This is a genomic window from Thiofractor thiocamini (assembly GCF_055384375.1).
Window position 1 is genome coordinate 1,533,338 of sequence record NZ_AP042389.1, and the last position, 14,579, is coordinate 1,547,916.

13 protein-coding genes are annotated in these 14,579 nt (G+C 36.2%); 5 read left to right on the forward strand and 8 right to left on the reverse strand.

Annotation, left to right across the window (positions count from 1 at the left end):
- Positions 1–41: 41 nt before the first annotated feature.
- From ACZ47B_RS07805 to folE, 5 genes are all read right to left on the reverse strand, one after another.
- Positions 42–1,001: a hypothetical protein gene (locus ACZ47B_RS07805; RefSeq protein WP_464893983.1), complete on the reverse strand. Its 960-nt coding sequence runs from the start codon at positions 999–1,001 to the stop codon at positions 42–44.
- Positions 1,002–1,049: 48 nt separating this feature from the next.
- Positions 1,050–2,024 (reverse strand): iron-sulfur cluster assembly scaffold protein, encoded by a 975-nt coding sequence (locus ACZ47B_RS07810; RefSeq protein ID WP_464893984.1) that lies wholly within the window; start codon positions 2,022–2,024, stop codon positions 1,050–1,052.
- A gap of 11 nt (positions 2,025–2,035) precedes the next feature.
- Entirely contained in the window at positions 2,036–3,226 is a 1,191-nt protein-coding gene (locus tag ACZ47B_RS07815) for a NifS family cysteine desulfurase (protein WP_464893985.1), read from the reverse strand.
- A gap of 95 nt (positions 3,227–3,321) precedes the next feature.
- The gene (gene fliI, locus ACZ47B_RS07820) at positions 3,322–4,641 is read right to left on the reverse strand and encodes a flagellar protein export ATPase FliI (RefSeq protein WP_464893986.1); all 1,320 of its coding nucleotides are present in this window, start codon (positions 4,639–4,641) and stop codon (positions 3,322–3,324) included.
- Between the two features lie 72 nt (positions 4,642–4,713).
- Positions 4,714–5,289, reverse strand: a complete 576-nt coding sequence (gene folE / locus ACZ47B_RS07825) for a GTP cyclohydrolase I FolE (RefSeq protein ID WP_464893987.1) — start codon at positions 5,287–5,289, stop codon at positions 4,714–4,716.
- A gap of 114 nt (positions 5,290–5,403) precedes the next feature.
- Between folE and tig the strand changes: the two genes are divergently transcribed.
- The 5 genes from tig to ACZ47B_RS07850 are packed head-to-tail and all read left to right on the forward strand — an operon-like array spanning position 5,404 to position 10,416.
- Complete coding sequence (gene tig / locus ACZ47B_RS07830) at positions 5,404–6,711, forward strand: trigger factor (protein ID WP_464893988.1); 1,308 nt, start codon at positions 5,404–5,406, stop codon at positions 6,709–6,711.
- Positions 6,712–7,299, forward strand: coding sequence for an ATP-dependent Clp endopeptidase proteolytic subunit ClpP (clpP, locus tag ACZ47B_RS07835; RefSeq protein WP_464893989.1), 588 nt, complete (start codon positions 6,712–6,714; stop codon positions 7,297–7,299). It abuts the gene before it with no gap.
- A gap of 20 nt (positions 7,300–7,319) precedes the next feature.
- Positions 7,320–8,381, forward strand: coding sequence for a GGDEF domain-containing protein (locus tag ACZ47B_RS07840; protein WP_464893990.1), 1,062 nt, complete (start codon positions 7,320–7,322; stop codon positions 8,379–8,381).
- Positions 8,382–8,398: 17 nt separating this feature from the next.
- Positions 8,399–8,917: a peptide deformylase gene (gene def, locus ACZ47B_RS07845; protein WP_464893991.1), complete on the forward strand. Its 519-nt coding sequence runs from the start codon at positions 8,399–8,401 to the stop codon at positions 8,915–8,917.
- Positions 8,914–10,416 (forward strand): YifB family Mg chelatase-like AAA ATPase, encoded by a 1,503-nt coding sequence (locus ACZ47B_RS07850; RefSeq protein WP_464893992.1) that lies wholly within the window; start codon positions 8,914–8,916, stop codon positions 10,414–10,416. The genes def and ACZ47B_RS07850 overlap by 4 nt, the downstream gene beginning before the upstream one ends.
- A gap of 5 nt (positions 10,417–10,421) precedes the next feature.
- Here ACZ47B_RS07850 and ACZ47B_RS07855 read toward each other — a convergent pair whose 3' ends face one another.
- The 3 genes from ACZ47B_RS07855 to ACZ47B_RS07865 are packed head-to-tail and all read right to left on the reverse strand — an operon-like array spanning position 10,422 to position 14,579.
- Positions 10,422–10,724 (reverse strand): P-II family nitrogen regulator, encoded by a 303-nt coding sequence (locus ACZ47B_RS07855; protein ID WP_464893993.1) that lies wholly within the window; start codon positions 10,722–10,724, stop codon positions 10,422–10,424.
- On the reverse strand, positions 10,678–13,836 hold the full coding sequence (locus ACZ47B_RS07860; protein ID WP_464893994.1) for a putative inorganic carbon transporter subunit DabA: 3,159 nt from the start codon (positions 13,834–13,836) through the stop codon (positions 10,678–10,680). Before ACZ47B_RS07860 ends, ACZ47B_RS07855 begins: the two co-directional genes overlap by 47 nt.
- The gene (locus ACZ47B_RS07865; protein ID WP_464893995.1) at positions 13,833–14,579 is read right to left on the reverse strand and encodes a hypothetical protein; all 747 of its coding nucleotides are present in this window, start codon (positions 14,577–14,579) and stop codon (positions 13,833–13,835) included. The genes ACZ47B_RS07860 and ACZ47B_RS07865 overlap by 4 nt, the downstream gene beginning before the upstream one ends.

Genomic DNA, 14,579 nt, shown 5'->3' on the forward strand with positions numbered 1-14,579 from the left:
ACTGTTAGCATAACATCCGTATGTTAAATATTTGTTAACGATCAATACTTGTTGTATCCGCCAAGTGCAAATTTGCTAAAATAAACACCTACCCTAAAAACTGCTCTCATTCTTGGTTTGAAGTTATCGCTGTCTCTAAATATCACTCCCGGGCTTAACGAATAAAAAGCAAAATTGTGATAAAAAAACCTTTTATATGAAACTTCGGCAAGATAGTAGTGTAGCTTGAAGTCGTTTTGATCATCTCCTGAACTGTAGAGCGAAAAGGAACCGCTTACTCCCTCTTTTGGGTTGATATACTTATCCAGGATCAAAGCATTGACAGTCTCATTTAGTTGATTATTGTCTTCAGCATAGTGATATTCGTTCAAGAAAGTGAATTTGTAATTTTCATTTATAATTTTATATATCAAAAGCTGCATAGTATTGTCAAAATGTTTTCTTGCAAAATATTTGGCATTGTTGTTTATCCCGAGTTCCCAATTATACTTTTTGTAAAAAGTTTTGGAAAGATACAACGAAATGTATGCATCAGGTGTGATACCGCTAAAATGCACGCCTGAACCATATTTTACATTTATAAACTTGGTATCTATCTTATCTAGCTCCACGCCTAGGATGTAACTGTTGTCCCCGACTGTGTTTCCGACATTTGAACTTGTTTGCTGATCGGCTGAAATAGTATCTTTGAAATCCTCGAACACGAGATGAAGTCTTTTTTGGGTCTTTGGGAGTCTTATCCTAAGTTTGGCGTTAAATCTATAGGCAGAGTTTGTATGCTCTTCACTGTATGTATCAAATGATAGATTGAGATATGATTTGTTTTTCGTATGAAATTCTATATCTTTTCTGCCAAAAAAAGTATCTATTTTATTTGAAGTATCATATATCCACTCACTTAACAATTGATGGGTTTTATCTATATACCCCGACTGTTCACCGGCATTTGAACATATCGGGACATATAGCATCATCACTAAAAATAGAATTCTTTTTTTCATGCTCACCTCTTTGAGCATATTATACCACTATTTCTCAAAAGAAATATTTTAAACCGGAAGTACCCTTATGCTTTCATCGAGTTTCTCTTTTAGTATCGCCTCTATGGCATATAAAGTTCCGGTCGCACTACTGGCACATCCGCTGCAAGCTCCAAGATATCTTATATAGATATCGGTGTAGTCTTCATTCTCTTTTATATCAAGGATTTCAAGGTTACCACCGTCCATTACAAGCATAGGCCTTATATGTTCATCTATGATCTCTTCAACGGCTTTTAACTTTTGTATGACAGTCATCTTTTTAAAAGGTACCTCTTCTCCGGTTTTTTCACTCTCTTGCAATCTCTCAGCCTCCATTTCAGCTCTTGTTTGAGCCAGTATATCAACAAGATAATACTCTCTTTCTTCATGACCGCCAGGTTTTATACAGCTTTTGCAAAATGCTCCGGCTTTTGTATAGTCCGTTATCTCTTCTACGGTTTTCAAGTCATTTATCTTTATAACTTCTTTAATAGTTCCAAGAGAGACTCTGGCACATTCACAAACTATGATCTCATCTTCAAAACTTCCCTCATCTACACCTTTATACTGTGCAGCTGCTCTTTTTATGACATCATAGGCCATAACCGAACAGTGCATTTTTTGAGGTGGAACGGCAGGGGTTTCAGGGGTATCTCTCATAGCTTTTTCAACATCTATGTTAGTTATCTTTACAGCTTCATCGACTCTCTTTCCCTTGCAAAGCTCCACCATGGTATCACTGCTTGCTATAGCCGTTCCACAACCGAAACTTTTAAACTTTGCATCTATGATCTTATCCGTTTTAGGATCAACCACCCAGTAGAGCCTCACTGCATCCCCGCAACTCTCAGCCCCAAAATCAGCCACTACAAGCTCGCCACCTAAAGCCTTAGCCTCTTCTTCTGTTATTTCACCCATATTTTTAGGATTGTTCATCCTATCCTGTACTGTTTGGGAGTACTCTTCCCATATACTTCCGCTTATTAAGTCATTTTTTGCCATTTATTTTCCTTTTATAGTCCACTTTTATGATTTTTAGGTGCATAAGAGTAAGTGCTTGAAATCGCTCTTAGTCTCTTAACTGCCTGTTTTATATGCTCTATCGCATAATCTATCTCATCTTCGGTAGTAAATCTGCTAAGACTAAGTCTCAATGCCGTATGAGCAAGATCCGCCTCGGCTCCTATGGCTTCCATGACGGGATTTGACTCAAGGTCTTCACTAGCGCATGCGCTTCCTGTGCTTGCTGCAATGCCATATCTATTTAAATCCCAAAGCATACCTTCACCCTCAACACCTTTTATGCTGACAAGTATGGTGTTTGGAACTCTATGCTCTTTTTTGCCTACCACAAAAACATCCGGTATCTCTAAAATCGCATCTTCAAGCTTGTCTCTTAATCTTCTAACTTCTTTATACTCATAGTCCATGTATTTATCGGCTAATTCCATAGCCTTTCCCATTCCGACAATCCCTGCGACATTTAACGTTCCGCTTCTTCTTCCACCCATATGTTCTCCACCATGAAGTAAAGGGGTGAGTTGTTCACTATTTTTTATATAAAGCCCTCCGACCCCTTTTGGTCCGTGAAATTTATGAGCTGAAAAACTCAAAAAGTCAACTCCTACTTCCTGCACATCGACTTTTATCTTTCCGATTGCCTGAACACCGTCACTATGAAACAAAACTCCGTTTTCTTTGCAGATATCAGCTATCTCTTTTACCGGAAAGATCATACCTGTTTCATTGTTTGCCCACATGATAGAGACAAGTGCCGTTTTATCGTTGATAGCCTTTTTAAGATCTTCAACTTCTACAACACCTTCACTATTCACAGGAAGATAAGTAACTCTAACTCCCTGGCTTTCCAAAAATTTACAAGCCGCTATGATAGAGGGATGCTCAACTGAGCTTGTTATGATATGATCTTTTTCACCGTTTTTTATCATATCAAAATATATACCTTTTAAAACCCAGTTATTGCTCTCTGTGGCACAAGAAGTTACGATGACATCATCACTGTCACTTGCATTTATACCTGCATACAGCTGATCCATGGCAATTCTTAGTGCCGGATGGGTTTCGCTACCAAATTGATGAAGCGAGTTTGGATTGCCGTACATTTGGCAAAAAAACGGATCCATCAACTCTTTTACCATAGGATCTACTATGGTAGTTGCATTATTGTCAAGATAGACTCTCATTTTGTTCTTCCTATTTTTTTATATATTTTTTAAATTAAGATAAAATTTGTCCTAATTAACTTGAGAATATTACGATACTTCATATTAAATATCGCTTAATCCCTCTCACTGCTTCTTCTTTCAACGATACTTCCAAGCAGCCCTATCATTTGCTCAAAATCAATATGTTCACTTGGGGACTGTTTTAAGAACTCTTCCATACTTCTTTTTTTATCGATAGCAAAGTCAAGCTCCTTATCCGTTCCTTTTTGATACGCTCCTATCCTTATCAAAACTTCATTCTCTTTTAAAAGAGAATATAGCTTCTTAAACGTGATAGCAGCAAACTTGTGCCTCTCATCCACTATATCACCCATCACCCTAGAAGCACTTTTTAGTATATCTATAGGAGGATATATGCCAAAATCCGTCATTTCTCTACTTAGTACTATATGCCCGTCAAGAATACTCCTACTTTGATCTGCTATAGGATCACTAAGATCATCACCCTCGACTAAAACGGTAAAAAATGCCGTAATCGATCCTTTACCCTCCTCTTTTCCCGCTCTTTCCATAAGTTGGGGCAAAAGCGAAAGAACGGAAGGAGGATATCCTTTTGAAGTTGGAGGCTCGCCTAAAGCTAAGCCTATCTCTCTTTGAGCCATTGCAAATCTTGTAACTGAATCCATCATAAAAAGTACATCTCTGCCTGTATCTTTAAAATATTCTGCCACACTCATAGCAGCAAAAGCCCCATATTTTCTCATCAAAGATGAATCATCACTTGTAGCAACTATGATAACGGTATCGCTTAAATCATTTCCTAAATTTTTTTGTATAAATTCAGGAACTTCCCTACCTCTTTCCCCTATAAGGGCTATAATTTTTATGGGTGCCTGGCTGCCTTTTACTATCATCCCCATAAGTGTAGACTTTCCTACACCGCTACCGGCGAAGATACCCATCTTTTGGCCTTTTCCGCAAGTTAAAAGTCCGTCTATGCTCTTTACTCCCACAGGGAAAATCTTGTCTATCATACCCCTTTTCATAGCTTCAATGGGAGGTTTCATGATAGGAGTGAATTTTTGGGCTTTTATCTCCCCTTTCCCGTCTTTTGGTCTCATAAAAGGATCTACTACTCTTCCAAGAAGCTTTTCTCCGACGGGGATGCTAAGTCCACTTTCATTGATAAAAACTTTGTCACCTATCTTGAAACCCTCTATAAAACCAAAAGGTGATACGAAAAACTTTTCCCCTCTTATTTCAGTCACCATTCCAAGTTCACTGCTTCCGTCATCTCTTTTTACAAGCTTTACTATATCTCCTATGCTAGGGCTCAATCCCTGAACTTCGATGATAGTGGAGCTTACTTTTGTTATAAGTCCAAAAAGAGGTGACAAATCATTTGCTTTTAATTTGGAAACAATGCTTTTCACTTAACAATCCCTTATTTCATAAATCAGGAAACATAAAGTGAAATTCTCAATTCTCAATTCTCAATTCTCCATTTAAAATCTGTTTGTCTGAGGTGCGTTTATGATATCAAAAAACTCTTTTCTTGTTTTATCTTTTAAAAATATCCCTCTAAGTGCCGAAGTAGTTGTCGAACTGTATGCCTTTTGGACACCTCTCATCTCCATACACATATGACGCGCCTGTAAAACGACTCCTACTCCTTTTGGCTCTATGACATCACTTATGGCTTCTGCGATTTGTTCTGTCAGTTGTTCTTGTATCTGAAGTCTTCTTGCATAAACTTCAACAAGTCTCGGAATCTTTGAAAGTCCTACTACTTTTCCGTTTGGGATATATGCCACATGGGCTCTTCCGATAATAGGCAGAAGATGATGTTCACACAATGAGTAAAACTCTATATCCCTTACTATGACCATCTCATTGTTGGAACTTTCAAAAAGCGCCTGATTTAAAACCTCTTTCGGATCTTGGGTGTATCCTTTGGTCATATACTCGAAGGCTTTATAGACTCTCTGGGGTGTTTTTTTAAGTCCTTCTCTACCTGGATCTTCCCCTATGATCTCAAGCATGGTCTTGACCAATTTTTCAAACTTTATTTGATTATCCATAAGTACAATTCCTAAAAAAATTAATTTAAGCATAGCTCATTTTTGCTTTTTAAATGATAAAAAAGCAAAATTTTGGTATATTATCAGATACTATTTACAACAAAAAGGAATTAGATGGAAATTAATGCACAAAAAGTTGACCAGGCAAACGCGAAAGTTGAAGCCAAGGTTTCAAAAGAAAAAGTGGAAACTCAAGAGAACAAGATAGCAAAAAAAATTGCTAAAGATGTAAAAATCGACGGTTTTAGAAAAGGTAAAGCTCCCGCAACGGTAGTGAAAAAGCTATATAAAGACAATATTGAGCAAGATAGCATTGCACAGATATTTCAAGAGTTGCTAAAAAATGCGGTCAAAGAGTTAGGTGAAGATCAAAGCAATCTTATGGGTGAGCCCAAAGTCACCAAATATGAAAAAAATGATGACGGCAGCATTGAGTTGGAGTTTGAGATCTCTTTTAGACCGAAGGTAGATACTGCAAAAGTTGAAGAGTGTATTCCCGAGATAAAAACCCCAAGGGTCACAAAAAAAGAGATAGAACAAAGAATAAACGAACTTTTAAAAGCAGCTTCCAAGATAAAAGACGTAGAAGATAACAGAGAGTTGAAAGAGGGAGATATAGCTGTCATAGACTTCGAAGGCTTTGTTGATGGCACAGCTTTTGAAGGCGGGAAGGCAGAGGATTATGCTTTGGAGATCGGAAGCGGAAGTTTTATACCGGGTTTTGAAGATGCGCTTGTTGGTATGAAAAAAGGTGAAACCAAAGAGATAAACGTCACTTTTCCAAAAGAGTACGGATCAGCAGATCTTGCGGGAAAAGATGCGATGTTCAAAGTAACTCTTAAAAAGATCCAAGAAAGAGTACTTCCAAACATAACCGATGAGGAGCTTTTAAAGAGATTTTTACCTGATATCGAGCATCCTACACAAGAGGATTTGGAAAAAAGTATCAAAAAACAGATAAAAAGAGAAAAGCTTAACAAGCTCTATCTTGACGAACTTAAACCGAAGTTTACGGAAGCTCTCATAGAAAAGATCGATTTTGATCTTCCAAAAACCGTAGTTGACCAGGAGATCGATATAAGCTTCAGAAACTCTTTGCAAAACAAAAGCGAAGATGAGATAAAAGAGCTTCAGGAAAATCCTGATAAAGTCGAAAGCCTAAGAAAAGAGTTCGAAGATGAGGCAAAAGAGAGCGTAAAACTGACTTTCATAGTCGATGAACTAGCCAAAGAAAAAGATATAAAAGTTGATGACAATGAAGTAGTCCAAGCCATCTACTATGAAGCGATGCAACAAGGTCAGGATCCTAAAAAATATCTTGAATACTATCAAAAACAAGGACTACTACCGGCAATCAAAATGGCAATGGTAGAAGACAAACTCTTTTCAAATCTTTTAAAATTAGATGAGCAAGAGAAATAGATGAGTTACATACCTTATGTTGTAGAAAAAACAGGCAGGGGTGAGAGAAGCTATGATATCTACTCCAGACTATTAAAAGACAGGATTATCATGCTAAGCGGCGAGATCAACGATCAAGTCGCTTCTTCCATAGTAGCCCAGCTTCTTTTTTTAGAAGCCGAAGATCCTGAAAAAGATATATATCTATATATAAATTCTCCGGGGGGAGTTATAACCAGTGGTTTTAGCATATATGACACTATGAATTATATAAAACCTGATATTTGTACCATCTGTATAGGTCAGGCTGCATCCATGGGGGCATTTTTGCTAAGCTGTGGTGAAAAAGGCAAAAGATTTGCCCTCCCAAATGCAAGGATCATGATACATCAGCCTTTAGGCGGTGCTCAGGGTCAAGCAACCGATATAGAGATCCAAGCCAAAGAGATACTAAGACTAAAAGGCATACTCAATAAAATCCTTTCAAGCAATACGGGACAAACTCTAAAAAAGATAGAAAAAGATACTGAAAGAGACTTTTTTATGAGTTCAAGCGAAGCAAAAGAGTATGGACTTATAGATAAAGTTTTGGATAAAAACATAAAATAAACTGAAAAAAGGAGGAGTTAGTGGCTCTACTAAGCAAAAGGGTGGTAAAACAAACAAAAGATATAGAACCTAAAAAAGTAGAGTCAAGAGCTCACTCCAAAGTTTCGATCAAGTTCGATATCAGTTCATCGGCGAACGAAGTAGAACGATTTGCCATACTGGTTCTTAAAAAACTTATCGAAGACTCCATACCTCCGACTCCGGATAATTACAGGATATACTTTGAAAAACTTTTAGACGAAAAAAGTATAGATTTTCAAAAGAAGATACAAGAACTTTTAGAATTTGAAGAAAACAATTACAGTGAAAACAGGGTAGAGATAGAAAAAGATGTAAAAGAGATATTTATAGGTATAAACAGCATCATCAAAGTAGTTAACGCGATTTATAAAAATATAAAACTCATAAAACAGATAAGCCTGGAAGCCCAAAAAGAACTTGAAGCCAACGAAAACCCTCTCATCATAAAAAACAGTGCGGCAAACTTCAATACCAAGATAAATCAGTTCGTATCCAGCATGGACAAACAGCTTGAAATTCTTCAAGAAAAGTATCAAAAGGCGGGAGAAACTTTCAAAAGCATAGAAAACAGTACGATTTTTGATACGAGATTTGGAGTTTACAACAAAAGGTATTTTATAGAGCAGGCAAAAAAAGAGAGGCAGAAGATAAAGAAATTCAATTATGAAAGCACTATCGTTACCATTCAGATAAAAGATAGCGTTCTTAAAAAACTCCCTTACGCAAAAGACAAGATCTTTCTTCTTAGGATCATAGCCAAGATGCTTTTGAAGACTTCAAGAAGAAACGATATCATATCCTACTTCGGCGAAAACAGTTTTATCATGCTTTTAAGACATACCGATATAAAGAGTACAAAAAAGGCATGTGAAAGAATGTTTGAAATGTTAACCAATGCAAATATCATACTAAATGACATGGAGATAGACATAGATGTGGGCATAGGCGTTGCCCCTATCAACAAAGATACAGAAATTGAAGAAAGCATCAACTGCGCTTTGGAAGCAATGCAAAAAAGCGGCAAAGATAAAGATATATATAAAATTTGTAAAAAACTATAAAACATACAGAGGTTAAGATGACTAGAGAGATTATAACATATCCTGATAAAAGACTGAAGATGGCATCCAAAGATATAGAAGAATTTGATGAAAACCTCCATTCTCTGCTTGATGACATGTATGAGACCATGATGGCAAAAAACGGCATAGGACTGGCTGCCATACAGGTTGCTGTACCTCTTAATGCCCTTTTGATACTTTTACCCGATGAAAATGATGAACAAAGCAAAGAAAATCTCATAGAAGTTATAAACCCCAAAATCATAAACAAAAAAGGCTCTATCGTTTACCAGGAAGGCTGCTTGAGTGTACCCGAATACTACGATGAAGTTGAAAGAGCCGAGTGGATAGAAGTCGAATACTTCGATAGACACGGCAATAAGATCACAAGGGAATGTGACGGACTTTTGGCGGTTGCTTTTCAACATGAGATGGATCACTTAAAAGGTCATCTTTTCATAGAAAAACTCTCATACTTAAAAAGAAAAAAATTTGAAAAAGAGTGGAAGAAAAGAAAAAGAGCTAAAAAACTGTGAAACTTATCAAATGCGCCACTTTGGATATAAGCGAGGCAAGAGTAGTCGAAGTAGAAAGTAGTTTCGTTAGAGCACTTCCCGGTTTTAGCATAGTAGGTCTTGCAAATACTTCCATCCAGGAATCCAGAGACAGAGTAAAATCGGCACTCTTAGCCCTAAAATACAAATTCCCTCCCCAAAAGATAACCATAAATCTTTCACCTTCAGACTTGAAAAAGGAGGGTAGCCATTTTGATCTTAGTTTTGCGCTTTCTATTGCTTTGCAAAATGAGAGTGTGGAGTTTGGGGATATTTTTGTATTTGGCGAATTGGGACTAAACGGCAAGATAAAAGATACTACTTTGCTTTTTCCTGTCATCTTGTCTTTAGCCAAACAGAAAAAAATCAAAAAAGTGTTGATACCAAAAGAGAGTTTTGAAAAAATTTCCAAGATACCTGGTATAGAGATAGCAACTTGTGACAATCTTGAAGAAGCTATCGATTTTTTCAAGTCCAAAGAAAAAAGTTTTTCAAAACCAAAAGATATAGAGTTTGATTTTTTTGAGATAAAGGGTAAAAAGTACTATTTTTTAGATGAGTTTCCACTTGATTTCAAAGATGTAAAAGGTCAAAGAGTTGCCAAAAGAGCTTCGCTTATCGCAGCCTGCGGTATGCACAACATACTCTTTGAAGGAAGCCCGGGGTGTGGCAAAAGTATGTGTGCTAAAAGACTTAGATACATACTTCCCCCGATGAGCCTGGAAGAAGTCCTTGAAAATGCAAGACTTAGCTCCATAAATGAAGAGGATATAACTTTCAAACCGATTCGCAATATGCGCTCTCCCCACCATACATCAAGTCGTCCTAGTATATTTGGAGGAGGAAGTGCAAAGGCTATGATGGGAGAAGTTGCACTTGCTAACAATGGAATTTTGTTTTTCGATGAATTTCCCCATTTTCAAAAGAGTGTTCTTGAGAGTTTAAGAGAACCGCTTGAAGATCATAAAGTACTCATCTCAAGAGTAAATTCAAAAGTAGAGTATCATACGAAGTTTTTATTTGTAGCGGCTCAAAATCCCTGTCCATGCGGCAATCTTTTAAGCTCCAAAAAAGAGTGCAGATGCACGGAACTTGAAATCCAAAGATATAAAAACAGACTCTCCGAACCCCTGCTTGACAGGATAGATATCTATGTTCAAATGGATGAAGTTACAAGCGAAGATAAGTCCGATATAACTTCCAAAGAGATGTTTCAAATAGTTAAAAAAGCTTTTAGGTTTCAGCTTGCAAGAGGACAAAAAGAGTTAAACGGTAAAATGGATGAAAAAGATATAGAAAAGTTTTGTATACTTGATAGTGATGCAAAACCGGTTTTAAACAGTGCCATTGCAAGATTTGCCCTGACTCAAAGAGGCATCAACAAAGTCTTAAAAATCGCAAGAACCATTGCGGATATGGAAGAATCCGACCTTATAAAAAAATCTCATCTTCTTGAAGCTTTAAGTTATAGAAAAAGATAACCTTTTCAATACTTTGCTATATGAGTATCACTGACAAGCATCAGTCCGGAATTATTTTTAAAAAAAGGCTCCAAACCTTCAGCCAATGAATTTGCTTTTTCCTGATCTACCACCGTCATAAACATAACAAGCGCATCATCTTCATTGAACAAAAGCTGCCCCTCATGATAACCGTGATCTCCCCGACCCTCTAAATTGTGATATATGGTATAACCTTTTATATCCACCTTTTCCATCAATCTTTTTATATGCGGCAAGTGCTCACCGTTTGTTATGATCTCTATCTTTTTCATTTGTACCAATTTCATCTATACATTCTCCTTTTTTTGCATTTTCAAACGAAACCTCTTTCCATGCACCTTTTTTATAACAGTAATAGTAAAAAGATCTTTCCCTTTCGTCGACAAATACCATTCTGATCCAACCGTTATAAACTAGTTGTGAAACTTTATGTATCTTATCTATCACTTTTTTATACTGTTTAAAAGGGGCTTCAAGAAATGTTATAAGTCTTACGGGTTCATGATATGGTTTGCCTTCAAGATATACGCTTTGTGCAGCCAATCCGGTTCTAAGGTCACTTAAATTGCCGCTTATAACCCCGAATTTGCCCACGACATTGTGATATACTTTGCTTTCACTTCCAAATGCCGAGTTATCTATGCTTGAAAAAAAATGCTCCATATTGATCCATTCCGCAACTACCAGAGCACCGGAAAGTATGATTTCCAAAAAGCTGCCTGTGGGGTCTTTTTTATAGTCATACGAGTGTAAAAACGCTCTATTGTACAACATGATATTTTTAGACAATTCCCTTTTGCCTATAAAAAACGAGTTATTATTTGAAAGTCCCCATTCCGGTCTTGGCTGTGACCAGTCATTTTTGTTTTGCTTTATCTGTTTTAGTGCATTTTCTTTGGAAAGTTCATTTAAAAAAGGGAGTTTTTTACTTCTTTCATATGCAGAGATCTTTTCGGCTCTTTTCAAGTCGTTCTCCATAGACATCAAATCATCCATATATTTTTCTTCTACATTTTCTTTATCCAAGGTTATTTCATCAGTTACGGTATTATGAACACCGCTTAGAAAAAAAGTCTCCTTGGGGATATTGACACCTTCGTTTCTTAAAGCCTCTTTTATCTCTTTTTTGTTTAGTATATACGCAAGCACTTTTGCATTTACATCACTGCTTTTACCTCCACATGCCCCACAGTCAAGTGCTGATTCATAAGGATTGTTTTGTGATTCGCTTTTGTGTCCCAAAAATATGACGAATTTTGCATAATCATCATCCAAACCTACGATTTTGAGTGCATTCTTTGCATAAAAAAGCTGCTCTTTGAAAGTGAAACCCACCTGATTCATTTTCTCTATCTGCAAATGCATATCACTGCTTGAAATGCGGTATTTATCTTTTAAAAGATCTATAAGTTCCATCTCCTCAAAGTGCATAAGTCCAAAACTCTTGCCAAAGCCGGTTTGAGGTTCGTTATTGCCCGCTTCGTAAGCACAGGAAAAGTTTTTTGCTATGGCATTTTGTCTTATCTCTTCAATCTCCAGATCAAAATTTTGCGAATTTATTTTATATTTTTCTTTCAAGACTTCTTTTATTATGTTTATCTGCAATGCTTTGATCTGATCTAGGATAAATGACTTTGGATATTTGTCTATGACCCACTTTTCTTTATACGCTTTATTTATAACCTTTTTTCTAAAAGGCATATAGCTTCGGGGCCATATGGTTTTTCCAAAAAAATCAAATCCAAAGAGTATACCTATGGTTTCAACCGCTATATAAGGAGACAATACTCCGCTTTTTAAGCCATGGTATATATGCTTTAGAATTCTCATCAACTCTTTTGAATTGCTCTTGTCATTTTCTTCAAATTTATACACTATATTTTTAGGTTTTATGATAGCGGGGCAAAGGTTGGATTCTGTTTTATTTTTGATATCCATAAATTTCAGAGGAACTCCAAAAAACCCGGCTATCCCGTAGGTTTCATACTCTCCTGTAGTCTCTATGGCTCTTCTTATACTCTCTGATCTTACATCTATGCAAAAAAAGAGTTGTGCTTTTTTGGATATCTCTTTCTTATGCTCAAACCCCATAGAACTTTTATACATCAACTCTGCGATGTATCTTTTTTCCATAGCTCCAAGCCATAAAAATCCCTCGTTTTCCTCGTATTGTTTTATGATTTTAAGAAGTTTATCATGAGAGTAGTTTGCAAAAAAATCTTTTTTATTTTTTGGTTCATCTTCAAGTAGTTTGTAGATAAATTCTGCTTCACATTTGCTTTCATGCCTCATTTCATCTTTTACATATCTCTCATAAAGCTTTAAAACTTCATCTTTGCTGCCGTTTCTTAGCCACTCTTGGAATGGCATGACGTATTGTTTTAGCATCTTCTTTGAGTAGTACAAAACTCTCATCACACCTTCTGGCTGGTGTAAAAATGAATTGAGTGTTTCATAGTCGACAGTAAAATCGTACTTCTTTTGTATAGGCTTTAAAAGCATATATGTATAGTATAGCTTGATAGCCAAAAGATCCTCCAGATACGCAGGGGCAATTTTTTGAAATTTATATCCACTGTTTTTGGATCTCCACCTTAGAAAACCCGTCCAACCGTGCTGCTTGGAAAATTCAAGCGTAAAGTATGATTCCCATGCACTTTTTGGGATACGAAGTTTGTTTACCACGGTATATATGATATCTTCTGCCATGCTGCTTTTTTCAAGCAGTCTACAAAGAGGTTCATCTTTTTCGAAGAAAAGTTGATCTAGCATTACAGAGTGCTTCCAAGCATAGAACATACCTTTTTCTTTATAAGGAAGCTGCAAAGATGCCTGCCCTTCATCCAAAAAACGCATAAGGATCTTGCTTGTTTTTTCGTTGAGTATTTCACTGAGGTTTGTCCCAAACAGTGCATCTACACCATCACATATTGTCCAACTTTTTAAAAGTTTTTCTGATTTTCTATATATATTTTTTTCGCTCTTATGTGATAAAATATCTTGATATATTGCAGCAAGCTCTTCATTGTCATTCGATATATTTGCTTCATCGTATATATACAACTTATTCGTCTCGGTACTTAATTTAAGAAGTAACTCTACTATATTTTCATGGTAAAAATCATTATCTTTGCAAAAGCACTCTATCTCATCTTTTAAATCTTCTTTATATATCTTTCCCTCTTGCAAATAGTTTTGATATTTTTGTCTTGAGAAAAACCTTCTTGAATGAAAGATATCTTCAGCCTCTTTCACAGCCTGTTCAAACGGCAGATGCTCAAATCCATGCAGTGGATTGTGATGAATGAAACCTGTCATTGGCCAAAAATTGTGAAATTTATCTACAGCATTTTCTATGATAGATCCTATATAGAGTATATCTTTATCAGGCAAGATCATACAGCATTCCTCCCTAAAAAATATATCGTATAAACTATCTCAAAAACTAAAACCATGCTTGCCAAAACAACTTGTACAAAAGATATATCCTTATATCTGAACCTTCTTACAGGTTTTAAAAAGATGATTTGTTCGATAAGCCTTACCCCAGCCCAATTAACAAATATCCATATAACCGCCAATACAATGATCACAATATACCATGTCCCTGCTACTTGCTTTTTGAACAGTTCCATGATTATCATCACAGGGATATTTTGTATAAGAAAAAGTGCCGATACAAAAAGTAAAGAGAACTTTGGCATCACAGACCCAAGTCCTGATATGATCTTGTCATGAACGACACCAAAGCGATTTACCAAAAACCATACCATAGCCATAAAAACGATAAAAGCCGGCATAAAAAGGAACAAATATATTGTCATACCAAGACCTATACTTTTGCAAAGCCAGGCAAATGACGAAAGTATGACATAAAGAAAAAGAAGATATCTTGATACACTCTCGACACTAAGTAGTCTAAAAGTATAAAAAGCTGCACTTAAAAGTGATACTAATACCACTAAATGATTATCTTTGATATGTGGGATTTTTTCAAGCAAAAATATACCAGATGCAAAAAACAAGAAGACAAGAATGATCTGTTTTTTGGCTTCCAATTTAAAGATAAATTTATTTACCAAGATAGAAATCGGGAAAAGAGGAAGGATAAAAAGTGTTAAAACCGATATTAAAATTTCCAA